Origin of the sequence: Dactylosporangium sp. NPDC049525 (assembly GCF_040676755.1) — a bacterium.
Lineage (GTDB): Bacteria > Actinomycetota > Actinomycetes > Mycobacteriales > Micromonosporaceae > Dactylosporangium.
In genome coordinates this window covers 766,716-792,150 of the sequence record NZ_JBFAPO010000001.1, presented here as the reverse complement: position 1 = coordinate 792,150, position 25,435 = coordinate 766,716, and the positions used below count along the sequence as shown (strand labels likewise).

Here is a 25,435-nt window from a genome sequence, read left to right as displayed (position 1 = left end):
GTCGCTCCGGCACCTTGGCGGCAGCGCCGGATTGCACATGTTCCGTAAATATTGAACAGAACACGCCATCCACGTCAAGGATTCCCTCGCCCGAACCCTCCACCTACACCCTAAATGGCACAGAGATCTCTACACCAACGAACAGGCTCCAACTTTTTCTGTCAACTCTTCGCAAAAGTCATCGGCATCATCGAGGAGTTCGGAGTTCCTCGCGAGCTGTCCATCACGCTGGCAGCCTGATTGCGGTTCTCGATCTGGCTGATCCGTCCCGGCGTCACGCCCATGACCTCGACACGGAGTCGCGGTGAGGGAAAACCGGTGTCCGTTGGTGATCGGGGTCGGCTACAACTGCTCTGTGTTGCGCAAATATCCGAGGACGCCGCATCTGCAGGGGTCGCGGCTGCAGCCGGGGGATCATGACCTGGCGCAGGTGCCGTTTGCGCAGCTTGCTGGGCAGGTGCTCGTCGTTGAGGAGAAGCTTGACGGGGCCAACTGTGCGGTGAGTTTCGGCGCCGGCGGGGAGTTGCTGCTGCAGTCGCGGGGGCACTATCTCACCGGTGGGCCGCGGGAGAAGCAGTTCGGGCCGTTGAAGGCGTGGGCCGCGACCGTGCGGTATGAGCTGCAGCCCGTCCTCACCGACCGCTATGTCATGTACGGCGAATGGCTGTACGCGAAACACACCGTCTTCTACGACGCGCTGCCGCATCATTTCTGTGAGTTTGACGTCTTCGACCGGGTGGCGGAGGAGTTCCTGTCCACCGATCGGCGGCGTGAGCTGCTGGAAGGGTTGCCGGTCAGCTCCGTGCCCGTGCTGTACACCGGGCGCCTGGGCAAACTCGCCGAGCTGACGGCGTTCGTCGGGCCGTCGACCTGCCGGACGTCGGGGTGGCGCGACGCGCTGCGGGAGGCGGCCGTCGCCGGAGGTGCCGACCCTGACCAGGTCGTCAAGGAGACCGACATGTCGGAGGACATGGAGGGGTTGTACCTGAAGCTCGAGGCCGCCGGCACGGTGCTGGGCCGCTACAAGTGGGTGCGGCCCAGTTTCCACACCGCGATCCTGGACTCCGGCAGCCACTGGCAGGACCGGCCGATCGTGGCGAACCGGGTGCGGGGGTGAACGTCTTCGAGCGGCTCTGCCCGGACGGGCCGGCGTGGTCGGTGCCGTGGCCGGAGATCCACGCCGCGTTCGACTGGGTGCGCCGGCTCGACGGGGTGCCGCAGGACGCCGTGCACCACGCCGAAGGGGACGTCGCCACGCACACGCGGATGGCGTGCGAGGCCCTCGTGGCGCTGCCGGCCTGGCGGGAGCGGGCCGCCGGTGAGCGGGTCCGGCTCTTCGCGGCGGTGCTGCTGCACGACGTGGCGAAGCCGGACTGCACCCAGGTCGAGGGCGACGGCCGGATCACCGCGCACGGGCACTCCCGCCGCGGCGACCTCATCGCGCGGCGGGTGCTGTGGGAGGCCGGCGTGCCGATCGCCTGGCGGGAGCACGTGGCCGCGCTGATCCGCCACCATCAGGTGCCGTTCTGGGCCCTGGAACGGCCGCGCGGCGACCTCGACCGGATCATCCACCGGGTCAGCCTGCTCGCCCGCAACGACGACCTTGGGCTGCTCGCCACCGCCGACATTCTCGGGCGGGTCTGCGCCGACGCCACGGAGATGCTCGACAACGTCGCGCTCTTTCTCCAGTACGCCGCCGACGACGGCTGCCTCGACCAGCCTCGGCGGTTCCCGTCGGAGCATGCCAGGTTCACCTATTTCCGGAGCCTGGATCGGGTCGCGGATTACGCGGCGTACGACGACACCAAGGTCACCGTGACCGTCATGTCGGGGCTGCCCGGATCGGGGAAGGATCACTGGATCGCCGCCAACCGGCCGGGCGTGGCGGTGGTCAGCCTCGACGACTGGCGCGAGCGGTTGCGGGTCAAACCCACCGACGACCAAGGGCCGGTGATCGCCGCCGCGACCGACCAGGCCAAGGTGCTGCTGCGGGCCGGCACGCCGTTCGTCTGGAACGCGACGAACCTGACCCGGCAACTGCGGGCCAGGTGTATCGGGCTGGTCGCGGATTACGGCGGGAGGGTCGAGATCGTCAGCGTCGAGGCGCCGCCCGAGGTGATGCGGCGGCGCAACCGGGCCCGCCCGCGACCGGTGCCGGACGGTGTCGTCGACCGGATGGTCGGGCGTTGGGAGACGCCCGACCCGACCGAGGCGCACCGCGTCGACTGGGTGCTCAACGCCTGATCGTGCCGGTGACGGCGGCGGTGGTGCGCTGCCGCTGCATCGCCAGGGCCTGCAGGGCGGAGGAGCGCACCAGCAGCAGCGGGTTGAGCGGCTCGTTGGCCGCGATCGCCTTGGCGTAGGGGCGGTTCTCCACCGACCAGCCGTCGTGCAGGTTGTACTCGACGGAGAAGCTGCGGCTGCCGGACTTGGCGTAGTCCAGCAGGATGCCGGGGCCGAGTGCGCGGGTGGCGACCTCGCCGGCCATGTGCGGGATCGGTGAGAAGAAGAACGCGACCTTCGGGATCGGCTGGAAGAGATCCACGTCGATCAGGTCGAAGATGCCGACCGGCTGGTACATGCCGTGGGTGTCGTGGATGCACAGGCCGGCGCCGAGCTCGACGCGCCCGGTGTTGTCGATCTCCATGTGGCCGGCCGGGCCGCCCGGCGTGACGATGCCCGCGCCGTCGTTGCCGGCGACCGTGAGGACGCTGCCCAGCGGCGCCGGGTAGTTGTGCGTCGGCACCACCTTCGTGCTCGGTGCCATGGTCGAGTGGCGGGCCGTGAACATCGAGTACGTCTCCTGCCACGTGACCTCGAGATGGCGTTCGAGGTAGTGCACGGAGAGCCAGATGGTCGGGGCGCCGCTCGCCGAGGTGGCGATCGCGTGGAGGCCGAAGAGCGCGAAGTGGTGGTCGCGCAGCTGCTCGATCGTGGCCTCGTTCATATCGATCGTGAGTTTGTGCTGCTCCACGGCTGTCCTCCAGGGTTTTGCGGCGGTAGGACCTCAGTGTGGAGCGGTTGAGTTGCGCAATCAGGGCATTTCGTGAAAATCACTCACGGCCCGGTGAGGCTGACTCGATGACCGCTCTGGCGGCCCGGTCGAGCTCGGCGGGGTCCGGCCGGAAGGCGGCGGCGATGTCCGGGTGGAGGCTCGACCTGGCGATCTCCAGCAACCGGGCGCTGACCTCGGCGGCCGACTCGCCGTGGTAGTCCTGCGCGAGCTGTTCGGCGGCGCGCTGCAACGCCGAGCTCAGCTGGGCTTCGAGAGGCTCCTGCAGCTTCTGCGCCGCCGGGCTGAGCTGAGCGTCGTCGAGTGAGACGTGAAGTTCCTGCATGAGCGGGCGATACCCATGTGCCGCGCGTTTCAAGCGCTGCGTGCGAGCAGCCGGGCCGACCGGGGCGCGTTGCGCCGGGCCGGGTACGTCGAGCGGACCAGCGCGAGGGCCCACGCCATCCGCGCCACCGCCGTGTCCGGGTGATCGCCGAACTCGCCGGCGACCTGGGCCGCGCAGCCCTTGATGCCGACCCGCCGCAACGTCGTCGCCACCGCCGTGCGGATCTCGTCGCTCTTCGGCGCCTGTGAGCACTGCAGGTTGGAAACGAACAGTGCCTCGGCCCGCACCGCCTCGAATGTCGTGATTGCCATCTCGCACCCCTTGGTGTGTGTTCCTGATAACACCAACGCTAGAAGCGTCCAAAGTGTTCGGGCTCACGGTTTCATGCCACCGTCGTGTAACCGTCACCGTGCGTGTGATGGTGCGGTGGCGTAGGTGCTGTGACAGGGTGAGCGCGTGTCGTTGACCCCGTCAGGTCCGGTCCGCCTGCACCGCGCCGCACGCATCGAGGACGCCTTCCACGACGTGCTGGAGCGGCGGCTCCGGCTGCGCGGGTGGAAGGTCGCCGTCACGCCGTACACCGGCTACGGCGGTCCCGGGTGGGTCCGCGTCCTCGGCCGGGTCCTGCTCGGCCGCCTGGACCCGAAGCCCGGCCGGCGCCTCAAGAAGCTGCGGGGCTGGCGCTCGTTCACCGCCGTGTCCGTGGCGAACGCGCCGGTGCGCATCACCGCGGGCGACCGGACCTGCGAGGTCCGCTGCGACCGGGGCGGCTTCATCGACACCGTCATCGAGGCCGACCTTGCCCCCGGCTGGGCCACAGTCACGCTGCAGAGCGAGGACAGCGCCCCGGTCGAGGCGCCGGTGCGGATCATCGACCCGTCCGTGCGCTTCGGGATCGTCTCCGACGTCGACGACACCGTCATGGTCACGACCCTGCCGCGGCCGCTGCTGGCCGCCTGGAACACGTTCGTCCTCGACGAGCACGCGCGCGCCTCGGTCCCCGGGATGGCGGTGCTCTACGAGCGGCTGGTCAACGCCAACCCCGGCGCTCCGGTCTTCTACCTGTCGACCGGCGCCTGGAACGTCGCGGCGACCCTGACCCGGTTCCTGTCGCGCCACCTGTACCCGGCGGGCCCGCTCCTGCTGACCGACTGGGGTCCGCAGCCCGACCGGTTCTTCCGCAGCGGGCAGGCGCACAAGCGCGCGTCCCTGGCCCGGCTGGCGCAGGAGTTCCCCGACATCCGGTGGCTGCTCGTCGGCGACGACGGCCAGCACGACCCGGAGATCTACGCGGAGTTCGTGGCCGAACACCCTGACAGCGTGGCCGCCGTCGCGATCCGGCACCTGTCCCCGACGCAGGCGGTCCTCGCCGGTGGCTTCCCGACCCCGGTCGAGAGCACCCGCCGGCTGCCGTCCGACGCGAGCGCCGCGCAGCGCTGGCTGCGCGCCCCAGACGGCGCCGGCCTCTGGCGGCTGCTCCGCGACACCGAGATGCTTTAGCCCTCGTCGGGTGCCGGCATGACCATCCACAGGTGGCCGTCGGGGTCGGCGAACGCCCCGGCGTAGCCCCACGGCTGGTCGGCGGGCTCGGTGACGACCCGGCCGCCGGCGGCCCGGGCCCGCTCGATGACGGCGACCACGTCCGCATGCGCCGGCACCGACCGGTTCAGGACGCACTCGCTGGTCCCGGCCGGCGCCACCCGGTGGTCGCCGATCACCCAGCCGAAGCCGTCGGTGGGCACCAGCATCAGGCTGACGCCGTCGGCGACCGGAAACTGCAGCGGCTCGGGCAGCCCGTCACCGCCCGGCGGGCCGAACGGCTCGGCGTCCAGGACGGCGCGGTAGAAGGCGTGGGAGGCGGACCGGTCGGCGATCGGCAGCGCAATGGTGAAGGTCATATGAGGTGTACGTCAGGAGGCGCCGGAACTCATCGCCGCGGCTCGGGGTGCGCCCACCTTGGCGATGATCTCCTGCAGGACGCGCTCCGACTCGTCGTGCGGCACCTGGCAGGTGCCGGCGGCCAGGTGCCCGCCGCCGCCGTACTGCAGCATCACCGAGCCGATGTCGGTCGGGGAGCTGCGGTCCAGGATCGACTTGCCCACCGCGAAGACGGTGTTGAGCTTCTGCTTGCCCCAGATCACGTGGATGGAGACCCGAGCGTCCGGGAACAGGGCGTACACCATGAAACGGTTCCCGGCGAAGATCAGCTCCTCGTCGCGCAGGTCGACGATCACCACGTCGCCCTCGACGTGACTGACCCGGCGCAGCTGGTCGACGAAGAGCTCCTGCTGCTCGCGGAAGAGCTCGGCCCGCTCCGCCACGTCCGGCAGCGCCAGGATCTCCTCGACGTCCTGATGATCGATGCACGCGTCGATGAGCTGCATCATCAGCTGGTAGTTGGAGATCCGGAACTGGCGGAACCGGCCCAGGCCGGTGCGGCTGTCCATGAGGAAGTTCATCAGCGTCCACCCGACCGGCTGCAGGATGTCCGCGATGTCGTACTGGGCGGAGTCGGCCTTGTCGACCGCTTCCATCAGCTCGTCCGACACGTTCGGGAAGCGTCCGGCGCCGCCGAAGTGGTCGTAGATGACCCGGGCCGCCGACGGGGCCTCGGCGTCGATGATGTGGTTGTCCTTCTCGCCGGTGTTGCGCAGCGTCTCCGAGTGATGATGGTCGAAGACGAGGTGGGCGCCCGGCGCATACGGCAGGTTCGTCAGGATGTCGTTCGGGCCGACCTCGACCGCGCCGTCCTGGACGTCCTTGGGGTGCACGAACGTGATGTCGCCGATGAGGTCCAAGTGACGCAGCAGGACGGCACACACCAGACCGTCGAAGTCGCTGCGCGTCACGAGTCGGTGCTTCACGAGAATTCCCCTCACCTGCGTCGGCCGGTCGACAGTTGCCCTATCGGCCGGCCGCTCGCAGACGTGAGGTCTCAGAGGACCGAAAGGTGCACGTGGTTGGTGTGGTCGCTGGAGGGATCCCCGCCGACGCCGCTGTAGTGGTGCCAGCCGACCGCGGGTGTCCAGATCTGTTTGAACCAGATGACGTACATGACGCCGAGCCGGTCCGCGTTCTTCACGAAGTAGGTCGCGAGATTGGCTCCGTAGACCTTGTCCTCGCCGGCGGCGACCCCGCCGAAGCCGGACTTCGACTGCACCGAGAAGTCGCAGGCACGACCCTTCGGGTGCTCATACGGCCCGCTGGGCCGGAAGCACGAGACGAACCGCTTGAAGCCGGCCGCCTGCGCCTGCTGCATCGCGTGCAGCGTGCGCTGCGTGATGCAGCCGCTGTTGGTGGTGGGGTCCTTGGTCTTGCAGGACTCCGCCGACCAGCCACCGCTCGCGTTGCGCGGCGAGGGCTGCGCGAGGGGCAGGTTGGCGGAGACGAAGCCGTTGCTCGGGCCGCCCGCCTGGGCCAGCCCCTTCTCGGCTTCCTTTTTCTTCGTCGCCATGACGGCGACCTGCTCCTGCTGGAGCTTGACCTCGGCCTCCAGCGCGGCCTTCTGCGCCGCCTGGTCCTTCTTCAGCTGGTTGAGGTCGCGCAGCAGGTTGTCGTTGTGGTGGGCGATCTCGTCGATCGAGCCGGCCCGCTCCGCGAATCCGGTCGGGCTCCCCGAGTCCATCAGCGCCACGAACGTGGTGAGCGGCCCCGTCCGGTAGGCCGCAACGGCGATCGCGGACACCTGCTCGGTGACCTTGGCCAGCTCGGCCTCGGTGGCGGCAAGCTTGGCGGTGAGATCGGCCTGGTTCTTGACCGAGGCGTCGAACTTGTCCTTGGCCTCGATCCAACCGCGGGTGCTCTCGTCGAGGACCTGCGCGAGGGTCGCGTTCGAACCCTCGTCGCCGGTGTCGTCTCCCGGCTCGGCGGCGGCCGGCGCGGCAACCATCCCGCTCAGGACGGCGGCCGTCATCAGGACGGCGAAGATCCGCCATCCGGGATGTCGTGATGACATCTGGCTCGTTGTTCCTTCCGTCGGCCGCCGACCGGGTTAGCTGACGGGTTCGGGACGGAACAATCCCTACCGCGGTTGCCCGCGGATTCACCCCAGTTACGGTTGGGTCCCCGATTCGCCGGTGTCGAGCCGGCAATTAGGCGGCAGTCGCGCCCGGCGCCGCGGGAAGCAGTGCCTGTCGGACGAGACCGACGGCTAGCCTACTCAGGGCGGTTCGCCTGCGCAGCGCACCGATTGTGTGGTTGTGGTGACGCGCCTCTCGAAACGGTGGCACTCCAGCAGGTCGCCTAAGCATTCCGAAAGACATCGACGTGATAGAAATCACTATAATACTTTCACGCTTCCGGAACCGCTTCGCCGCGTCCATTGTTCTACGCAACCTGCCGATCGCGCAGTGTCACGTTCCAGATGCGGTGGAATGCCGTCAATCGCGCAAATCCCGCAATTCGGTTGCGGCTGTTTGGTGGCGTACTGAATGCCCACAAATGCCCGAAGTCCTGCGACGGGGCCGCGCCGGGCCGCGCCAAGCCGCGCCGCCCAGCGCCGGGCCGCACAGGGCCTCCGGGGCCGAACGTTAGGGAAACCGTAAAGTTTCTTCATAAATAGGTGTTGCCGGCGCTCCGGGGTCAGTTCGGCTGGTCGTATGAGGGACCAGTGTCGATCTGAACGGAAGTGATCAGGTGTCCAGAGTGCGCCTGCTGGCGATGCTCGCCGCGACCGCCGTCGCCGGTGGGGTCGTCGCCGTCTTCAACATGCTGCCGGCGTCGGCCGCCACCTGCGCGGTCGCGTGGCAGTCGTCGGCGGTCTACACCGGGGGCGCCACCGTGTCCCGCAACGGCCACAACTTCCTCGCCAAGTGGTGGACGCAGAACGAGGCACCGCCCGGCACCACCGGGGTCTGGCAGGACCAGGGCGCGTGCGGCGGGAGCACCCCGCAGCCGCCGACGCAGACCGGGACGGCTGGCGGGTGCAGCTTCCCGGCCTGGGTGCAGGGTCGCAACTACGTCACCGGTGACGTCGTGAAGTTCACCGACGGCAAGTACTACGTCGCCGAGCACGACAACCCGGGCTACAGCCCGACGATCAGCACCTGGTACTGGGACCCGTACACCTGCAACGGCCAGCCGAACCCGACGACGCAGCCGCCGACGAACCCGACGACCAATCCCCCGACGAACGGGGCGTTCGTGGTCAGCGAGGCGCAGTTCAACCAGATGTTCCCGAACAGGAACCCGTTCTACACGTACAACGGCCTCGTTGCGGCGTTGAGCGCGTATCCGGCGTTCGCGAAGACCGGCACGGACGCGGTGCGCAAGCAGGAGGCGGCCGCGTTCCTCGCGAACGTCAACCACGAGACCGGCGGGCTGGTGTACATCGTCGAGCAGAACACCGCCAACTACCCGCACTACTGCGACGCGAGCCAGCCGTACGGGTGCCCCGCCGGGCAGGCCGCCTACTACGGTCGCGGGCCGATCCAGCTGAGCTGGAACTTCAACTACAAGGCCGCCGGTGACGCGCTCGGCATCGACCTGCTGCACAACCCGAACCTGGTGCAGACCGATCCGGCCGTGGCGATGAAGACCGGGCTCTGGTACTGGAACACGTCTACCGGCCCGGGCACGATGACGCCGCACAACGCGATGGTCAACGGCGCCGGGTTCGGCGAGACGATCCGCAGCATCAACGGCAGCCTCGAGTGCGGTGGACGGAACCCCGTGCAGGTGCAGAGCCGGGTGGCGGCGTACCAGCGCTTCGTCGGCATCCTCGGCGTGGGCGTCGGAGCGGGCTCGCTGAGCTGCTGATCACGAAAGACCAGAAGGGCGCCCCGGGGGGAATTGGGGCGCCCTTCTTCTGTTCATGCTTCTGTTCACGCGAGTGCGGCGTGCAGCAGGCGTCGAAGGCGCGCCGCTCGCGCCGGGTGTCCGTGCGAGGCCCACGAAACCAGGCCGGCAAGGTGGGCCGCGAAATCCGGGTGCCCGTCGCGGTTGGCGGCGTCGAGACCGTCGCGGGCGGCGTTGTGCAGCACGGCACGCAGGCGGTCGTAGTCGTCGCGGGGGATCGCTGGGTGCGCGTTGACGACGAGGCCGGCGAGCCGCTGCCGGTCGCCGCTGCCCCGGACGCGGGTCTTCGCCGGGTTGACGTGGAACCCCTCGTCCGCAACGACCGCGCCGACGGCTTCGACCAGGCGGTAGGGGTACCGCAGCCGGCCGGAGAACGCGAGATCGTCGGCGTAGCGGCCGTAGGTGGTGCCGAACCGGGCCGCAAGTCCCGCGAGCCGACGGTCGAGGCGGAACGCGACGAGGTTCGCGAGTGCCGGCGACGTCGGCGCGCCCTGCGGCAGGTGCGGGGTGCGGTGCTCGATGCGGCCGGAGACCGCGTGCGGGGTCCGCGTGGTGCACAGCGCGGTCAGCGCGTGCGCGACCGGCTCCGGGTAACCGGCGGTGCGGAACAGGCCGTAGATCCGCCCGGCGGTGATGCTGGTGAAGAACGCGCGCAGGTCGAGCCGCACCACGGTCTTCTGCCCGGCGTGCGGCGCCGCGAACGTGTGCACCGAGCGCCCAGGGACGAATCCGTGCGCGGCGGCGTGCACCGGCAACGGCCCGAGCACCTCGTCGAGCACGCGGCGCTGGATCGCCTTGAGCCGTGATTTCGGCGCCTCGATGAGCCTGTCGCCGATCCAGGTGTACGAATAGTGCCGCACCGTGTTGTCGGCGTGCTTCCGGTTGATCCCGCGACGGTCGGCGAACCAGTCCAGTTCGTCCGGGTCAAGGTCGAGGAACTCCGCGAGCGCCGCCAGGTCGTCGATGCGCGGCGAGTCCCACCGCTGCCGCACGGTGCGGGTGGCGGTCGCCCGGCGGACGCGGACCGGCTGGCGGGATGGCGCGCTGATGAACTCGGCCAGCTCCCGGGGCCGGTCCGCGGGCGCCTCCCGGTAGGCCCGCAGGACGGCGGTGACGACCGGGCCGAGCCACCGCGGCCGGCGGCCCAGCACCTCGTAGCCGACGTCGAGCAGCGGCCCGCGCGCCCACTCGACGGTCAGGAACGCGTCGGCGAGCGCACCGGCGACGACGCGGGCAGCGTGCCCCGACGAATCCCGGTCGTGCCTGCGCCGACTCGCGCGAAGCGCGGGGGCGCGCCGGCGATGCGCTGCCGTGCTCAATCCTGCGTCCCCGGGGTTACCCCGGAGAGACCATCGCTGGTCTGCTCGGGACACGCTGCCACCCCCGCCACCCTAGTGGTCAGGGCAGGTGCTGCCGGTACTCCTGCAGCGCGCGCCGCGCGAAGACCTGCTGGAACGTGGCGACCCGCTCCGAGCGGCCGCGGCCGATGAAGCTGACGAACCAGTGCATGACCGCGGTGACCCGGTTCTTGAAGCCGACCAGGTACAGCAGGTGCACGGCGAGCCACATGAACCAACCGATGATCCCGGAGAAGTGCAGCTTGCCGACGCTCGCCACCGCCGAGAAGCGGGAGATCGTCGCCATGCTGCCCTTGTCGAAATACTTGAACGGCTGCCCGGTCGGCTGGTCGGCGAGGCGCTTCTTGATCTGCCCCGCGGCGTGCCGGCCGCTCTGGATCGCGACCTGCGCCACGCCCGGCAGCCGGTCGAGGGCCATCATGTCGCCGATCGCGAAGATCTCCGGGTGGCCCGGCACCGTGCAGTCCGGGTTGACCTCGAGCCGCCCCGCACGGTCCGTGGACGCGCCGGTCGCCTTCGCCAGCTGCGTCGACAGCGACGGCGCGGCCACGCCCGCGGCCCAGATCTTCGTCATCGACTCGATGCGCTGATGACCGTTGCGGGTCTCGACCTCGATGCCGGTCTCGTCGACGCCGACGACCTTCGTGCCGAGCTCGACCTCGACGCCCATCTTGTGCAGTTGGCGCAGCGCCTTCGTCGACAGGTGGTCGCCGAACGTCGACAGCACCGTGTCGAGCGCGTCGACCAGGATGATCCGCGCCTGCTTCGGGTCGATGTTGCGATACTGCCCCGGCAGGTGCCGGTGGGCCAGCTCGGCGATCTGACCGGCCATCTCGACCCCCGTGGGGCCGGCGCCGACCACGACGAACGTCAGCCACCGCTCGACCGCGGCCGGGTCGGACTCCAGCTCCGCGAGCTCGAACGCGCCGAAGATCCGGCCGCGCAGCTCCAACGCGTCGTCGATGCTCTTCATGCCGGGCGCGAACTCGGCGAACTTGTCGTTGCCGAAATAGGACTGCGACGCGCCCGCGGCGACGATCAGCGTGTCGTACTCCACGGTGTAGCTGGTGCCGGGAGCGACCGCGGTGACGGTCTTCGCCTCCGGATCGATCTCGGTGACCGTGCCCAGCAGCACCTTCGCGTTGTCCTGCCGCTTGAGGATCTCCCGGATCGGCGGCGCGATCTCGCCTTCGGACAGGATGCCGGTGGCCACCTGGTAGAGCAGCGGCTGGAACAGGTGATAGGCGGTGCCGTTAATGAGGGTCACGTCGACCGGCGCGTTCTTCAGCGCCTTGGTGGCGAACAACCCACCGAACCCCGCGCCCACGACCACGACGCGGTGACGTCCTTGTGCACGCTCGTCCATCTACATCTCCCGATCAGAGTGTGGATCGTGCAGATCAAGTACACCACCACTTCGCGTCCGTGGCCGTGTGTCCTCCGCGACGTTCCGGGGGTGCCTCTCAGGTTCTCCCGGCTGCCGGTCAGGTTTTTTGGTTAGGGGATCAGGCCGCGCACGTATGCCGCCTGGCCGGCGTGCTGGGTGTCGTCGTCCAGGACGCTGACCAGCCGCACCCCGAGCGTCACCGGCGGGTCCCACCGTTCGTCGACGACCCGGTCCAGGTCCTGCTCGGTCAGGGTCGCGAGCCATTCGAGGGTCCGCGCCGACACCGCTTCGAAGTACCCGATCAGCGCCTCCGGACCGTCCGGGTGCACCGCCAGGACCTGCGCCGCGGTGTGCCCGTAGCCGGTGTCGTCGGGGTCCGGCTTCAGCCCGAACCGCGCCGCCCAGTCGCCACTGACCCACAGCTGCTCCGCGCCGTCGATCAGGTCGGTGACGTGATCATCCTGGACCCGGGTGAGGTGCCAGACCAGCCAGCCGATCGTGTTCGCGCCGGGCGCCGGCGCCCACCGCAGCTGCTCCGCGCTCAGCCCTTCGACCGCGCTCTCCACGAGGTCCGGCAGCCGTCCGAACCCTTCGATCAGCAGCTCGCTTACCCGCATCTTCAGCAGTTCCTCTCGTGGCACGTTTCCGGGATTTGACCTTCCACCAAGGTCCGTAGTGTTCAGCACATCGCAAGAGCGCACCGAACACCACATAAACCGTAGCTTTCACAACAAGGGGAAATGACATGAGCGAGTACGGCGAGTTCGAGACCGGCGAGCAGCACGAGGCCCTGGACCAGGTCCACGAGGTCGACGCCAGCGAGCAGGACTACCAGTCGCAGTTCGGCGTGTACGAGCAGGACCACGCGTCGGCCGAGTCGACGTCCTTCGACCAGGGCCACCACGTCGAGTACACCGACCCGAACGGCGGGCACTACGAGGAGTCGGACTTCACCTCCTACGACCACAGCGAGGCCGAGGCCGACCACATCTTCGCCGCCGAGGGTTCCGAGTCCGCGTCGTCCAGCGAGTTCCACCAGCTCGACGCCCTGCAGGCCCGTTTCGACGCCGCGTTCGCCGAGGGTACCTACGCCTCGAACTGACGCTCTACTTCGCAAAAGGGGGTCCCGTCCCGGGGCCCCCTTTTCAGAATTTGGTGGGGATGATCGCGGCGAGTGCGCTCACCACGAACGGACTGATGATCACCAGGCCGCTGCGGAGCTCCCCGAACGTCGTCTGATCGATGCCGAGCAGCTTCTCCAGCTTCGCGCGCTCCTCCGCCTTGTCGACCAGGTCCTCCAGCGCCACCTCCGTCAGCGGGAAGTGCCGGTCGACGAACAACGCACACCGGCGCCGCAGCGTCGTGCTCGCCGGCACGTACATGACGCCGACGACGAACGACGCAACCGCCCCGGAGAACAGCACCGCCGCCTTCGGCAGCTCCGCACCCCACCCCGTCGCCGCACCGTTGACCAGCGTGACCAGCAGCACCAGGAACCCGAGCTGGTTGAGCAGCCGGCTCACCAGCCGCCGCAGGCTCAACAACGTGTTGAGCTGCTGCCCCGGCGACCCCTCGATCCTGCGCCGCGCCACCCGCTGCACCGCACCCAGCGTCGCCGCCGACGGCAACGCCCCACAGATCGCAATCGCCGACAACGCCAGCCCGCGACTCGTCAGCCCCTGCTCGCCGAGCACGTACGGCGTGGCCGCCACCAACCCGACCGCCACCGCCACCGACGCGAGCACCAGGTGCAGCACGTGGAACAACCGGACCCGGTGCACCGTGCCGAGGTCCCGCCACCGCGCCGCCCCGAACCCGAACGCCTCCCCGCTGGCCGCCCCGAGCACCGCCGCCAGCACCGCGAACAACACCCACCGCGGCTCATGCCCATGCTGCGGACTCGTCCACGCAATCCACGTCCCGAGCACCGCCCCGAGCAGCATCGCCAGCAGACGCACCTCACCGGTGATCGTCTCCTCGGCATCCTCCGTCACCGCCACGCCGGACAGCTTCTCATCGACCTCTCCCGGTCGATAGGGTCAGCTCTCATGATCACTGTCGCGAAGCTGGACGCCGCGGACCGTGCCGCCTGGGAGGTCCTGTTCACCGGGTACAACACGTTCTACGAGCGGGTCCTGCCAGCCGACCGGTTCGACATCGCGTGGGCCGGCTTCCAGGAGGACACCCGCATCCACGCCCTCGGCGCGAAGCTCGACGGGCAGCTGGTGGGAATCGCCCACTTCCTCACCCACGCCAGCACCACCACGGATGACGTCTGCTACCTGCAGGACCTCTTCACCGCCCCGGAAGCCCGCGGCAAGGGGGTGGCCAGAGCGCTGATCGCCGCGGTCTCCGACTGGGCCCGCACGCAGCACTGCAACCGCGTCTACTGGTCGACCCACGAGTCGAATGCGACCGCCCGCCGCCTGTATGACCAGGTGGCCGTCAACCGCGGCTTCATCCTGTACCTGATCCCGCTCTGACCTGCCACGACACCACGGACGGAAACACCCGCGTGCTGTGGGCGGGCGACAAGGTAACCTGTCTCCGCGGGCTGCTAGCTCAATGGCAGAGCTGCGGACTTTTAATCCGTAGGTTCAGGGTTCGAGTCCCTGGCGGCCCACAACCTGGCTCTGCGGCTTCGCCGCAGGGCGGGGGGTTCCCACCCCGCAGCCCCCCATGCTCCGCTGCGCGTCGCACTGCCTGCGCTGCGCGCGGCAGACTCCTGCGCTGCGCGCAGCCATCATCGCCACCTCGAACTGGCTGCCTGCGGCACTTGGTGCAGCATCGCCGTCCTCGGTCATCAACATGCTGGTGGGGGACACGCAGCGAGTAGAGGTTTATGCAGATCGAGGATTTTCGGTTCGTCAAGAAATGTCCCGAAGCGTTAACGAAGCCTACTTGTCTCTAATGGAAGCTGGCTATAACGGTCGGCTTCTTTAGTGGGCTTCTGCCCAAGAAACGTCGGCACCGCTGCTTGGCGTAGGGACACAGTCGCAGATGTCAGTGCTGCCGCACCATGTGTGGTGCCGAGGCAGTGCACAGGTCAACGGAGGATCAGATGGGCCAGCGCGCGAGTTGAGTCTGTATGCATATTGGTCCGACCGCGCCGGGGGGAGACGTGACGCTAGTCATCGAACAACGAGACTTCTAGCGTCCGATCCGACGCTCAACAATCTGTTCCGTTCCACGGTCCGACGAGGTGCAGACCGTCGCCCCCACGGACACCGGTCGCTGCGCTCCCTGCCATCCTCGTGTGTAGTTGCGCTCTTTGCCTCCGGCGAAGCCTCCAGCCGGGGTCTCTGGGTTCCGGAGGAGGCCGCCCCGCCGCATCCCCGTCATCCAGGCAAAGCCAACAGGCCAGCGCCGGGGCCGCCGAGCGTGGTCGCGGACGTTGCGGTCCGTACTCACGCGGGCAGCCCCGCAGTAATGGATCTCCCTATTCGGCCTGGGCCACCAACGAGATCAGTCAGAGTCGGGATCGCCTACCGCCTCTCGCAGCTGGTGAGGGAGCTGGTCGGGATAGCGCCCGACCAGCTCGGTGAGCGCCGTCCAGGCTGCCGAGTCTCGACCTGTCGACCCTCCCGCAACCAGCTCCGCGAAGGCGAGCAGGACCGACGTCCAGCTTGCATCGCGGTTGTGCCGGCCGAAGAGGTCCACGATCGCCGGCGCCGGCCAGTCCGGATCCAGCAGCGCCGACGCAGCAAGGTACTCCCGGAACGCCGTGTGGGAGAAGCTGACCCGAACCTGTCCATCGGCGAACTCATACATGTGGAGCGCGCTGCTGCGACGAGCCACGGTTTCAAGGACTTGTTGGCGCTCGAAGCGGTCGAGTCGCAGTGGCGGACCGAACCTGGGCTCCATCGCCTCGATCGCCTCCATCGGGGCCGATACCCGGTCCGATGCGCTGGTTTGCAGGGTCAAGGCGAGTGTCGTCAGTAGCCTGCGGGTGGAGTCGACGGATATCTGCGACCGTACGCGGCTCAACTCCCGGCTGGTCAGTACCTCACCGACATACGCTTCGAGCAGCGCGGTAGCTGATCTCGCTCTCAGGTTCCCCCATCTCGATTGCATGGCGAAGAGCTGTAGGGCGAGCGGGTCTCCGATTGTGTCTCGCAGCTCGAGCAATTCGGCCAGCCCGCTGTTCACGATGCTGGGATCGATCGGCAGGCGGGCGGCGAGACGCCGTAGGTATTCGCGACCCGTGGCCGGGTCCCAAGGCTGCACGAAGGCGGTGCCAAACCCCGTAAGCGACACCGGCAGGTCGGCCTGAGGACGGGTGGTCACGAGGATCGCGGCGTCTGACTGCTGGGCGAATATCTCGATGGCGTGCACCAAGCGGAGTCGGGCTGGCTCATCTACAACTTCGTCGAGGCCGTCGATGATCACGCCGAGGCGGCCCGGCTTGAAAACGAAGTCGAGCACCTCGCTGGGAAGGTCGACGCCCGCCCGCTGCCGAAGGCTGCGGACGAGCAGCTCGGTCAGGGAGCCATAATCGTCCTCGGGCTTCACGTCCCGGGCGAAGAGCACGACGGGCAGGAGCGTGTCGCGCCCGTTCAGCCGGGCGTGAGCGGCGAGCGTGCTGAGATGATTGACCATCGTGGTCTTGCCACTGCCGCCGGCGCCGACGAGGACCAGTCGTTGACGGGCCTGCCACATCCCAGCCAGGTCGCCCGTTAGATCGGCCGATGAGACCTGGCCTTCGACATACACCTCACTCAACGGAAGATCCAGCTGCTCGTAAGCAACGACAATCGGGGCCCGATTGGAAGACTTGCTCAGCCATGCGGCGTACGTGGTGTCGAGCGTGCGCACCGCCCAAGCGGTCATGCGTTCGACGGCGTTTCGGCGTTCATCTGAGTCCAATGACAGCGCCAGTTCACTGGCGTACATCCACAGCAGCCGGTGCATCCGGCACACGTCGCCCTCAACACGTAGCAGTTGGCGGACGGCAAGGCGGTCAAAGACATCCCGCGGATACGTACCGTCCGCGGCGAGGGTCGCCATCGCCAGCCCGACGTTCATGTCGGGCGCCGGGGCCAGCCCAAGAAGGCGGAAGCCGAGCGCGGAGTCTCGGTCTAGATCCCGGTACGCCGCCTCAAGGGCACGGCGGATCGCCGGCTGCTTCGTCGCCCCGCCGTCGGTACCAAGGCGGTCGACCAGGTCGGACCAGGCCCAGTGCGGTCGGGCCCGGATGAGCGCGCCGACGATCCGGATCGCGAGCGGCAGATATCCGGTGATCCGCGCGACCGCACGCACCGCCTTGTCCTGATCGGGCTCGTCTCTTCCGGACACGGCGCGAAGGAACGCCACCGCCTCGTCCTCGGCCATGGGCTCCACGGGGAACTGCCGGATGCCGGGAAGGTCATAGATTGGTTCCCGACTCGCCACCAGTACGACCGCGTCAGACTGGCCAGGCAAGAGGTTCCACAGATCGGCCGACGACGTCGCGTTGTCGATAAACACCAGCGGACGCCGACGATGCAGCCGGTCTCGGAACTCCTGGCCGCGCAGCGCGGCCCCCGGCGGCAGCTCCGACTGCGTGAACCCGAGCCGACCCAGGGCCCGGCCGAGCCAGCCCTCAACGTCGTCGGCGGCCAGGTCGAAGTAGAGCTGCGTGTCGCCCCGTGACGGACCGAGTCGGGCCGCCACCTCCACCGCGATCGTGGTCTTGCCAGAGCCGGGCAGCCCGTACAGGTTCACCGGTGGCCTCGGCCGCGCCTTTAGGGCGTCCATCACGGCGCCGACCAAATCATCGCGGCCAGTAAAATCCGCCGCTCTCGGTGGCAGCTGGCGGATCACGTCCCGGCCGTCCGACGGCGGTGTATCGGCTTCTGCGGATGCGTGCGGCGGCGACGGTGTGATCGTGCGCAGCAACTCGACGAACCTGCTGGACGGCAACTGTCCACCGACAACAGACTCGTACTGGATCGGCCCCGTTCCAAACAACGGTTCACCGCTGAGAAGGAGCGGAAAGATCGGCTTTCCGCGTTTGCGGGCATGGTCCAGTTCGACTTCAACCCACCGAGAAGTCTTCGTGGCGATCGACATGACCACGACGACCGCCCGACACGTGTCAATGCGCTCCTCGAGAACCGTCGCCCATCGCTCGCCGGTAGCGATCTCGGCGTCGTGGAAGACGGTCAAGCCCTGGTCGCGCAGGTGTTCCACGACTGCCTCGACGTACCCACGATCTGCATGCGCGTAGCTAATGAAGATGTGCCCTTCGACTGCCACGCATGCTCCTCCCGCCCTGGAAAACGACATCAGGGTAGCTGCCTGGAGCCGACCAAACACATGCACGTTTCTTGACCCGCCGGATCGACACCTCCCGGGCGCGCAAGTCGATCAACACTGGGCTGATACTCAGTCTCCCCCGAGCCGCCCAGGTTTCGCTCTCACGCGATTTCGGGCGGAAAGCCGAGCGGGATCCAGCAGGGCAATGCCGTTCTATCTGCGGCGGCAAGAGCTTCTCCATCGCCGGCTGACCCATGCGCGAGCGGCCCGGACCCCAGTCGTTGAAGCTGCATGGGTGCTTCACGTGACCGGCGACGGCGGGGGCCGACCCCCGCTGCCTGAGCTTGTTCTCCTGCCCGCTGAGGTTGTGCCGTTCATGCCCCAGCAGCATGGCGGGGCCGTGGCGATCATGTCCGGCATGCGGTGCGCGATCTCAGTCTGCGGCGTGGGCCAGCACGGCCTTGATCTGGTCGCATTGGAGCGGCACCAATGCCAGGATCAGCTCGCCGACCGCCCACAGCTGCGGCAGGTGATCGTGGACCCATGCATCTGGGGGCGAAGCCTGCGTCCCTCGTGCCGCCATCGCCTCGACGTCGTCGGACCGTAGGCAGAGCGTCGCGGCCATGAGCGCCACTCGTTCCGGACCTGGTACACCGCCGCCCATCACCTTCGCTACCGTGCTGATGGCGGAGCTCGTCGCGTACGCCATGCCCCAGCGGGTGATGTTCCGGATCTGCATCAGCCGGCTGAACACCGCGCCGAACGTCACCACCTCGAGCGTAGGCAGACCAGGCGATCCGCTAGCCACCGGCGGCTTGGCCAGGGAACGGGCATGGTCGCGTGCGGCCTCGGCCCGGGCGACCTTCAGGCGGCGCTCCGGCAACGACTCGATCAGCACAGCTGCCTCGGGGTCTGCAGGGAGGTATTCGGCGGGCACCGCACCGCCGGCGATCGTCAGCAGGTCGGCTGGGCGCAGCTCCAGCTCCGCCGCCAGGTCGAGCAGGTGCCCGGGCGCCGGCACCGCGACCCCGCGATGCGCGCAGAGCCGCTCCAACGGGGTGTCAGTCACAGGGCTCCAGTTGTGTGGTCAGCGGGCGGAGCGTGATGTGCAGGTCCTCTGCCGGGCCGTCGAACCGGGCCTCGTCGGGGGCGACCAGTGTCATGGTGCCCAGCACGTAATTCAGGCCGCGGTAGTTCGACGTGGGGTGATAGTTCGGCTGGACCGGGTCGGCGATCCACCACGTCCCAGTGAAGTCGGCGTACCGGATGCCGCAGTGGACATGCAGGTCGAACGGATACGGCGTGCCGATCTTCGCCTGGCTCGGGCCGCGCTGGATGCCGTCGCCGCCGCTCTCGTGCACCACCGGGAAGCGGGTCGGATCTGTCGCCGGATCGTAGGTCGGCGTGCGCGAGCCGGACTCCGAGGGCTGCTCGCCGACCGCGGCCGGGGGCCTGTGCGGGGACGGCCGATCCAGCAGCGGAATCGAGGCAACCGCGAGAACCGCCACCCCGGCAAGTGTCACCGTGATCCAGCGGCGCCGTAGGGAGCGACCAGGCGGTGCCGACGCAGGATCGACGACCAAGGCGTGCGGCCCCCGTCCGAGGTCCCCCTCGGCTGACTCGTCCATCGTCGCTCCATCAGGTGGTGAGCCGGAGTTCGAGACGGTACCGCGTCGCTGCTGTTGGCGTTGTTGCTGGTTGCTCGGGTGGAGGAAAGGGTCGTACGCCTTCCGCGCGTCAGCGTGGGGCTCAACGATCAACGTGACATTGTTTTGCCCGAATCAGTTGCCCGAAGACACCCATTGGGGCAACTTTGGGAGGATCTGTGGAGCAAAGAACTGTGAAGGGGCTCGTCCTCTTCACCGCGGCGGCCACGATGATGGCCATCGCCCCGAGCAACAGTGCCTCTGCGGCGCCGGCAGGGGACACTGCAGGGGCTGCGAAGATCGCCTGGGGGCAGTGCGAGAGCCCTGGGCTGCAGCGTCGTGGCGCGGAGTGTGGGCTGCTCGATGTGCCGCTCGACTACAGCAAGCCCAACGGCAAGAAGATCCAGATTGCCGTTTCGCGGATCAAGGCCAAGGTCGCCGCGAAGGACTACCAGGGCGTCATGCTGGTCAACCCGGGCGGGCCCGGTGGATCCGGGCTGACCCTGTCGGTGCTGGGCGAGTTCGTGCCCAACGGGGCCGGCGAGGCGTACGACTGGATCGGCTTCGACCCGCGCGGCGTCGGATCGAGCGTGCCCGCGCTGTCGTGCGACAACGACTACTTCAACGGGCCGCGCCCGGAGTACATCCCGTGGAACCAGAACATCGAGAAGACCTGGCTCGACCGGTCCAAGGGCTACGCCAAGGCCTGCGGTAAGGCCGGCGGTGCGCTGCTGGATCACATGACGACCGTCGACTCGGTCAACGACATGGAGTCGATCCGGAAGTCGCTCGGCGCCAGCCAGATCAACTTCTACGGCTTCTCCTACGGCACGTACCTCGGCCAGGTCTACGGCACGCTGCACCCGAAGCAGGTGCGGCGCATGGTGCTGGACGGCAACGTCGACGTGCGGAAGGTCTGGTACCAGGCCAACCTGGACCAGGACGTGAACTTCGAGCGCAACGAGAAGATCTGGTTCGGTTGGCTCGCCAAGTATGACGACGTCTACCACCTCGGCAAGACCGCCAACCAGGTGGAGCTGCGCTGGTACGCCGAGCAGAACAAGCTGCGCAGCACGCCTGCCGGCGGCGTGGTCGGGCCGGACGAGTTCGCCGACATCTTCCTCTACGCCGGGTACTACCAGTCGACGTGGCTGGAGCTGGCCGAGGCGTTCGCGGGCTGGGCCAACGACAAGAACACCGACCTGATCGTCGCGGCGTACGAGAACTACGTCGCCCCCGGTGACGACAACGGCTTCGCGGTCTACAACGCGGTGCAGTGCACCGACACGCAGTGGCCGCAGAGCTGGAGCACCTGGGAGCGGGACAACTGGCGCACGTTCCTCAAGGCGCCGTTCATGACCTGGGACAACGCCTGGTACAACGCGCCGTGCCTGTACTGGCCCGGCAAGGTGTCCAAGCCGGTCAAGGTCGACGGCTCGAAGGTCCAGAGCGTGCTGTTCGTCGGCACGACGCTGGACGCGGCCACGCCGTTCGAGGGCAGCCTCGAGGCCCGTCGCCGCTTCCCGCACGGCTCGCTCCTCGCGGAGGTCGGCCAGACCACGCACGCCAACTCGCTCAACGGGAACGAGTGCGTGGACAACGTGATCGCCGACTACCTCGCGACCGGCAAGCTGCCGAAGCGCAAGGCCGGCGACAAGCCCGACGCCACCTGTGACGCGCTGCCGCAGCCCGACCCGACCGCGGTCTCGCTGCAGGCGAAGTCGCTGCGGGCGGACAGCCTGACGCGCGAGCCGCTGTACCCCGTGCACCACTAGCAACGACAAAAAGCGGGGCCTCCGATGGTCGGAGGCCCCGCTTTCGTGTGTGTGGCTACTGCTGGACGATGAACTCGACCCGCCGGTTGATCGCCTTGGCGGCGTCGTTGGTGTCGGGGACCTTCGGGCGGGACTCGCCGAAGCCCTTCGAGCTCATCCGCTCCGCCGCGATGCCCTGCGAGACCAGCGTGTCCAGGACCGTCTTGGCCCGGGCCTCGCTGAGCGCCTGGTTGCGCGCCTCGGTGCCGGTGCTGTCGGTGTGACCCTCGATGCTGATCCGGATGCTGGGGTTGGCCTTGAGGATCGACGCGACGTTCGCCACGACCGCCTGACCCTGCGGGGTCAGCGTCGCGCTGTTGTTCTCGAACTCGACCGTCGGCAGCGCCACCAACTGCGTCTGCACCTGTTCGGCCTTCGCCTCGCCGACCGCGAGCTCGTTGCGCACGATGCCGGTGACGTCGCGCGCCGCCGCCTCCGCCCGGTCCTTGACCTCCTGCGACACGACCGTGCCGGTCAGGGTCACGGTGCCGCCCTGCAGGTCGACGACGCCGGCCTTGGTCTCCTTGCCGAGCGCGGTGAGCACCGGGGCGAGCGCGGCGATCTTGACGCCGTCGCTGCTGCGTTTCGCGTCGACGGTCACCTCGTCCAGGACGTTCTCGGCGCCGAACGCCGTCTTCGCCGCGTCACTGAGCGCGGACTTGGCCGCGGCGTCGGACACCGTGCCGGTCAGCGTGACCTTGCCAACGTCGACGAGCAGCTTCACCGCGACCGGCGCCGGCGGCACCTCGACCTTCGGCGGCGCGATCACCGTCACGACCCGCACGCCCTCGACGGCGCGGGAGACGTCCTCGGCCTTGCGCTGCTCGTCCGCCGAGTCGACGCGGACCGTGCCGTCCCGCCCCGTGAACGACACGTCGGCGTCGATCCCGGCGTTGCTCAGCGCGACCTTCGTGTGATCCGTCAGGACCGCTTCGATGTGGTGCCGGAACGGCACCTCGGCGCCGCCGATGAGCGCGGCCAGCCCCACGACACCGACCACGATCGGCACCCAGGGGTTGACCTTGCGCAGCTCATGCCGCACGGTACGGGTCGTCGTCGTGCCCGCCATCAGACCGACCCGGAGTCACTGCTGGCGGTCGGCTTCGCGATGGGCTCGCGGCCGGCGATCAGCCAGTCGGTCAGCTCCTTGAACGCCTCCTCCTCGCCGTCGGCAAGCAGGCGGGCCTGCCGGGCCCACGTGACGATGCTCGGCGCGAAGTGCAGGTTCGCGTTCTCGATCGCGGTGCGCAGCGTGTCGACGTCGGAGTCGGCGAGCTTCGCGTACGTGCGAATCCCTGCGGCGAGGAGCGCGGCCGACATCTTCGGTCCGATCCCCTCGATGCGCTGGAGATTGTCCGGCGGCCCGTCCTCGACCACCACCGCGGCGACGACCGGCTCGGGCTCGACGACCGGCTCCGGCTCGACAACGGGCTCGACAACGGCGACCGGCTCCGGCTCCGCGATGGGCTCGACCTCGGCGATCGGCTCCACGACGGGCTCGACGACCGGCTCGGGCTCGACGACTGGCTCCGGCTCCACGATCGGCTCGACCTCGGCGACCGGCTCCACGACGGGCTCGACAACCGGCTCGGGCTCGGCGACCGGCTCCGGCTCAACCTCGGCGACGGGCTCCACGACAGGCTCGGCAACCGGCTCGGCGGCCAGGGCGACCTCGGGCTCGGCCGGCGCCACCGCGACCTCGGGCGGCGCGGCAGACGGCTTCGCCGTGGGCTCGCGGCCGGCGATCAGCCAGTCGGTCAGCTCCTTGAAGCCTTCCTCGTCACCGTCGGCGAGCAGGCGTGCCTGCCGGCCCCACGAGCCGATGCTCGGCGCGAACCGCAGATTGGCGTTCGCGAGCGCATCCTCCAATGTGGACCGCTCGGCGTCGGCGAGGGCCGCGAACGTGGTGATGCCCGCCGCCTTCAGCGCCGCGGCGATCTTCGGTCCGATGCCTTCGATCCGGGCGAGGTCTTCGTCGGCCGCCGGCGCATTCTCGACGACCGGCGCCGCCGCGAACGCGGACTCGACGTCCGCGACCAGCTCGTCGTCCACATCGGACGCAACGTCCTGCGCCGCAACTGCGGCGACAGGCTCAGGCTCCACGACCGGCTCAGGCTCCGGGTCGATCACGGCGACCGGCGCCGGGGCAGGCTCGTCGACGAGCGGGTCGGCGGCCGCGGGCTCGGCCGGCAGCGGCTCGGCGGCGAACGCCTCGTCCTCGACGGGCTCGGCCGGCGCAACGGCGACCGGCGCAGCGGCGACCAGCGGCTGCGCGGTGGAGGGGGTGGTGGTGGTTTCTTGGGAACGGATCCGGCGCACCTGACGGCCCCACCAGAGGTAACCGACGAGCAGGCCGAGTAGGAATGCGATGACGATGAAGAGCAGTGACTGGTTGATGAACCAGGTCACGACGGGCCTCCGGGGGAAAGTGACCGACGCGTGAAGGGGAAAGTTTGCGGGCAGCCTTCCATACCTCGATGCTCGGCAACAGAGCCGGAAAGACGGCACGACCTGCCGGTTCTGTCTGTTCGCTCACCCGGCGACCGGCGCCCACCGCCGCCTTCGGAGGCATTTGCGCTGATGAGAGGGCATGTGACGGGCCGTGACGGCCGGTACTGCGAAAAATCCGTGCAACCGTTGATGTGGTGCCGATGGAAAGCTTGGTGCTGAAGCTCACGACATAGCGGGTGAACTGGAGGTCGACGGAGCATGGGCAAGACGACACGGGTCCTGACCGTGGCGGCGATCGCGGCTGCGGCGGGTGGAGTGGCGTGGGCGCTGCGTGACCTTCCGGCGCAGCTGGGCGCCGTGGCCTCGGGTGCGAGGGCCGAGCGGATGCGGCGTTCCCCGCAGTACGGGGAGGACAGGTTCGTCAATCCCGTGCCGCGGGAGGTCCTGCCGGAGGGCGCGATGGCGGCCGCGTTCCGCGAGCTGATCTTCGGCCAGCAGCCGCGGCGGCCGAAAGGGGTGATTCCGGTGGTGAAGCCGGTGTTCCCCGCGAAGCAGGACGGCGAGCTGCACGTCACGTGGCTGGGGCACTCCACGGCCCTGGCCGAGATCGAGGGCGTGCGGGTGCTGTTCGACCCGGTGTGGAGCGACCGGTGCTCGCCGACGTCGTTCGTGGGGCCGAAGCGGCTGCACCCGATGCCGCTCGGCGTGCAGGAGCTGCCGAGGATCGACGCGATCGTGATCTCGCACGACCACTACGACCACCTGGACCTGGCATCGATCAAGGCCCTGGCGCGGACCCAGCAGGCGCCGTTCCTGGTCCCGCTGGGCGTCGGGGCGCACCTGGAGCGGTGGGGCGTGCCGCTGGACCGGATCGTCGAGCTGGACTGGGACGAGTCGGTGGACGTCCGGCACATCACGCTGACCGCCACGGCGGCCCGGCACTTCTCGGGCCGCAGGTTCAGCCGGGACGGCACGCTGTGGGCGTCCTGGGCGGTCAAGGGCGAGCGGCGCAGCCTGTTCTACACGGGCGACTCCGGCTACTGGGGCGGCTACAAGGAGATCGGCGAGCAGTACGGGCCGTTCGACGTGTCGCTGATCCAGGTCGGCGCGTATGGCGACGCCTGGCCGGACATCCACATGAAGCCCGAGGACGGCGCGAGCGCGCACCTGGACGTGCGGGCCGGGGTCCTCATCCCGCTGCACTGGTGCACGTTCAACCTGGCGGTGCACGCGTGGTCGGAGCCGGTCGAGCGGCTGCTGGACGAGGCGGCGGCCCGGGACATCACCCTGGCGATCCCCCGTCCAGGTGACCGACTCAACATCGACGCATTGCCGGCAGTTGAACCGTGGTGGCGCTCGATTGCGTAAGGATTAAATGACCAGGTCAGGGCACGTGTCAGGGCACACA

The 25,435-nt window shown here is 68.8% G+C and carries 23 protein-coding genes, 1 tRNA gene and 1 riboswitch; of the genes, 9 read left to right on the top strand and 15 right to left on the bottom strand.

What is annotated here, in order from left to right; translation table 11 throughout:
• The first annotated feature begins 355 nt into the window (after window positions 1-355).
• Entirely contained in the window at window positions 356-1,117 is a 762-nt protein-coding gene (locus AB0K00_RS03615) for an RNA ligase family protein (protein ID WP_363514599.1), read from the top strand.
• Window positions 1,114-2,244 (top strand): AAA family ATPase, encoded by a 1,131-nt coding sequence (locus AB0K00_RS03610; protein ID WP_363514596.1) that lies wholly within the window; start codon window positions 1,114-1,116, stop codon window positions 2,242-2,244. Before AB0K00_RS03615 ends, AB0K00_RS03610 begins: the two co-directional genes overlap by 4 nt.
• Here AB0K00_RS03610 and AB0K00_RS03605 read toward each other — a convergent pair.
• The 3 genes from AB0K00_RS03605 to AB0K00_RS03595 form a co-directional block, all read right to left on the bottom strand.
• Window positions 2,234-2,974, bottom strand: a complete 741-nt coding sequence (locus tag AB0K00_RS03605) for a hypothetical protein (protein WP_363514593.1) — start codon at window positions 2,972-2,974, stop codon at window positions 2,234-2,236. The two genes, AB0K00_RS03610 and AB0K00_RS03605, sit on opposite strands and share 11 nt — an antisense overlap.
• 79 nt (window positions 2,975-3,053) lie before the next feature.
• On the bottom strand, window positions 3,054-3,338 hold the full coding sequence (locus tag AB0K00_RS03600) for a hypothetical protein (RefSeq protein WP_363514590.1): 285 nt from the start codon (window positions 3,336-3,338) through the stop codon (window positions 3,054-3,056).
• A 29-nt stretch (window positions 3,339-3,367) separates the two neighbouring features.
• A complete protein-coding gene (locus AB0K00_RS03595; RefSeq protein ID WP_363514587.1) occupies window positions 3,368-3,649 on the bottom strand; it encodes a hypothetical protein in 282 nt (93 codons plus the stop codon).
• Between the two features lie 145 nt (window positions 3,650-3,794).
• On the opposite strand from AB0K00_RS03595, the gene AB0K00_RS03590 reads away from it, so the two are divergent.
• Window positions 3,795-4,838, top strand: coding sequence for a phosphatase domain-containing protein (locus AB0K00_RS03590; RefSeq protein ID WP_363514584.1), 1,044 nt, complete (start codon window positions 3,795-3,797; stop codon window positions 4,836-4,838).
• On the opposite strand, the gene AB0K00_RS03585 is transcribed toward AB0K00_RS03590, so the two are convergent.
• From AB0K00_RS03585 to AB0K00_RS03575, 3 genes are all read right to left on the bottom strand, one after another.
• Complete coding sequence (locus AB0K00_RS03585) at window positions 4,835-5,236, bottom strand: VOC family protein (RefSeq protein WP_363514581.1); 402 nt, start codon at window positions 5,234-5,236, stop codon at window positions 4,835-4,837. The genes AB0K00_RS03590 and AB0K00_RS03585 overlap by 4 nt on opposite strands.
• Before the next feature lie 12 nt (window positions 5,237-5,248).
• Window positions 5,249-6,202: an exopolyphosphatase gene (locus AB0K00_RS03580; protein ID WP_363514578.1), complete on the bottom strand. Its 954-nt coding sequence runs from the start codon at window positions 6,200-6,202 to the stop codon at window positions 5,249-5,251.
• Between the two features lie 71 nt (window positions 6,203-6,273).
• Window positions 6,274-7,293 (bottom strand): hypothetical protein, encoded by a 1,020-nt coding sequence (locus AB0K00_RS03575; RefSeq protein ID WP_363514575.1) that lies wholly within the window; start codon window positions 7,291-7,293, stop codon window positions 6,274-6,276.
• 9 nt (window positions 7,294-7,302) lie between these two features.
• A riboswitch (cyclic di-AMP (ydaO/yuaA leader) is annotated at window positions 7,303-7,438 on the bottom strand.
• A gap of 535 nt (window positions 7,439-7,973) precedes the next feature.
• Between AB0K00_RS03575 and AB0K00_RS03570 the strand changes: the two genes are divergently transcribed.
• Window positions 7,974-9,095, top strand: a complete 1,122-nt coding sequence (locus AB0K00_RS03570) for a glycoside hydrolase family 19 protein (protein WP_363514572.1) — start codon at window positions 7,974-7,976, stop codon at window positions 9,093-9,095.
• A gap of 65 nt (window positions 9,096-9,160) precedes the next feature.
• On the opposite strand, the gene AB0K00_RS03565 is transcribed toward AB0K00_RS03570, so the two are convergent.
• The 3 genes from AB0K00_RS03565 to AB0K00_RS03555 all read right to left on the bottom strand — a co-directional run bounded on the left by AB0K00_RS03565 (window position 9,161) and on the right by AB0K00_RS03555 (window position 12,496).
• Window positions 9,161-10,453: a reverse transcriptase family protein gene (locus tag AB0K00_RS03565; protein ID WP_363514569.1), complete on the bottom strand. Its 1,293-nt coding sequence runs from the start codon at window positions 10,451-10,453 to the stop codon at window positions 9,161-9,163.
• 79 nt (window positions 10,454-10,532) lie between these two features.
• Window positions 10,533-11,858 carry an NAD(P)/FAD-dependent oxidoreductase gene (locus tag AB0K00_RS03560; RefSeq protein ID WP_363514566.1) on the bottom strand — a complete coding sequence of 442 codons (1,326 nt, stop codon included), beginning with the start codon at window positions 11,856-11,858 and terminating at the stop codon, window positions 10,533-10,535.
• Window positions 11,859-11,989: 131 nt separating this feature from the next.
• Window positions 11,990-12,496, bottom strand: a complete 507-nt coding sequence (locus tag AB0K00_RS03555) for a DinB family protein (RefSeq protein ID WP_363515058.1) — start codon at window positions 12,494-12,496, stop codon at window positions 11,990-11,992.
• Between the two features lie 128 nt (window positions 12,497-12,624).
• Here AB0K00_RS03555 and AB0K00_RS03550 point away from each other — a divergent pair, with 128 nt between their 5' ends.
• The gene (locus AB0K00_RS03550) at window positions 12,625-12,981 is read left to right on the top strand and encodes a hypothetical protein (protein WP_363514563.1); all 357 of its coding nucleotides are present in this window, start codon (window positions 12,625-12,627) and stop codon (window positions 12,979-12,981) included.
• 43 nt (window positions 12,982-13,024) lie between these two features.
• On the opposite strand, the gene AB0K00_RS03545 is transcribed toward AB0K00_RS03550, so the two are convergent.
• On the bottom strand, window positions 13,025-13,879 hold the full coding sequence (locus tag AB0K00_RS03545; protein WP_363514560.1) for a hypothetical protein: 855 nt from the start codon (window positions 13,877-13,879) through the stop codon (window positions 13,025-13,027).
• A gap of 48 nt (window positions 13,880-13,927) precedes the next feature.
• Here AB0K00_RS03545 and AB0K00_RS03540 point away from each other — a divergent pair, with 48 nt between their 5' ends.
• The gene (locus AB0K00_RS03540; protein WP_363514557.1) at window positions 13,928-14,362 is read left to right on the top strand and encodes a GNAT family N-acetyltransferase; all 435 of its coding nucleotides are present in this window, start codon (window positions 13,928-13,930) and stop codon (window positions 14,360-14,362) included.
• Between the two features lie 68 nt (window positions 14,363-14,430).
• Window positions 14,431-14,502, top strand: a tRNA-Lys gene (locus tag AB0K00_RS03535).
• An 842-nt stretch (window positions 14,503-15,344) separates the two neighbouring features.
• On the opposite strand, the gene AB0K00_RS03530 is transcribed toward AB0K00_RS03535, so the two are convergent.
• The 3 genes from AB0K00_RS03530 to AB0K00_RS03520 all read right to left on the bottom strand — a co-directional run bounded on the left by AB0K00_RS03530 (window position 15,345) and on the right by AB0K00_RS03520 (window position 19,876).
• The gene (locus AB0K00_RS03530; RefSeq protein WP_363514554.1) at window positions 15,345-18,116 is read right to left on the bottom strand and encodes a TIR domain-containing protein; all 2,772 of its coding nucleotides are present in this window, start codon (window positions 18,114-18,116) and stop codon (window positions 15,345-15,347) included.
• 433 nt (window positions 18,117-18,549) lie between these two features.
• Window positions 18,550-19,185 carry a hypothetical protein gene (locus tag AB0K00_RS03525; protein WP_363514551.1) on the bottom strand — a complete coding sequence of 212 codons (636 nt, stop codon included), beginning with the start codon at window positions 19,183-19,185 and terminating at the stop codon, window positions 18,550-18,552.
• Window positions 19,178-19,876, bottom strand: a complete 699-nt coding sequence (locus tag AB0K00_RS03520) for a hypothetical protein (protein ID WP_363514548.1) — start codon at window positions 19,874-19,876, stop codon at window positions 19,178-19,180. The genes AB0K00_RS03525 and AB0K00_RS03520 overlap by 8 nt, the downstream gene beginning before the upstream one ends.
• A gap of 65 nt (window positions 19,877-19,941) precedes the next feature.
• On the opposite strand from AB0K00_RS03520, the gene AB0K00_RS03515 reads away from it, so the two are divergent.
• Window positions 19,942-21,537: an alpha/beta hydrolase gene (locus tag AB0K00_RS03515; protein WP_363514545.1), complete on the top strand. Its 1,596-nt coding sequence runs from the start codon at window positions 19,942-19,944 to the stop codon at window positions 21,535-21,537.
• A 55-nt stretch (window positions 21,538-21,592) separates the two neighbouring features.
• Here AB0K00_RS03515 and AB0K00_RS03510 read toward each other — a convergent pair whose 3' ends face one another.
• Together AB0K00_RS03510 and AB0K00_RS03505 are read right to left on the bottom strand one after the other, a co-directional pair.
• A complete protein-coding gene (locus tag AB0K00_RS03510) occupies window positions 21,593-22,645 on the bottom strand; it encodes an OmpA family protein (protein ID WP_363514542.1) in 1,053 nt (350 codons plus the stop codon).
• A complete protein-coding gene (locus AB0K00_RS03505) occupies window positions 22,645-23,985 on the bottom strand; it encodes a helix-hairpin-helix domain-containing protein (RefSeq protein ID WP_363514539.1) in 1,341 nt (446 codons plus the stop codon). Before AB0K00_RS03505 ends, AB0K00_RS03510 begins: the two co-directional genes overlap by 1 nt.
• A gap of 300 nt (window positions 23,986-24,285) precedes the next feature.
• Between AB0K00_RS03505 and AB0K00_RS03500 the strand changes: the two genes are divergently transcribed.
• Window positions 24,286-25,395 (top strand): MBL fold metallo-hydrolase, encoded by a 1,110-nt coding sequence (locus AB0K00_RS03500; RefSeq protein ID WP_363514536.1) that lies wholly within the window; start codon window positions 24,286-24,288, stop codon window positions 25,393-25,395.
• Window positions 25,396-25,435: the final 40 nt, after the last annotated feature.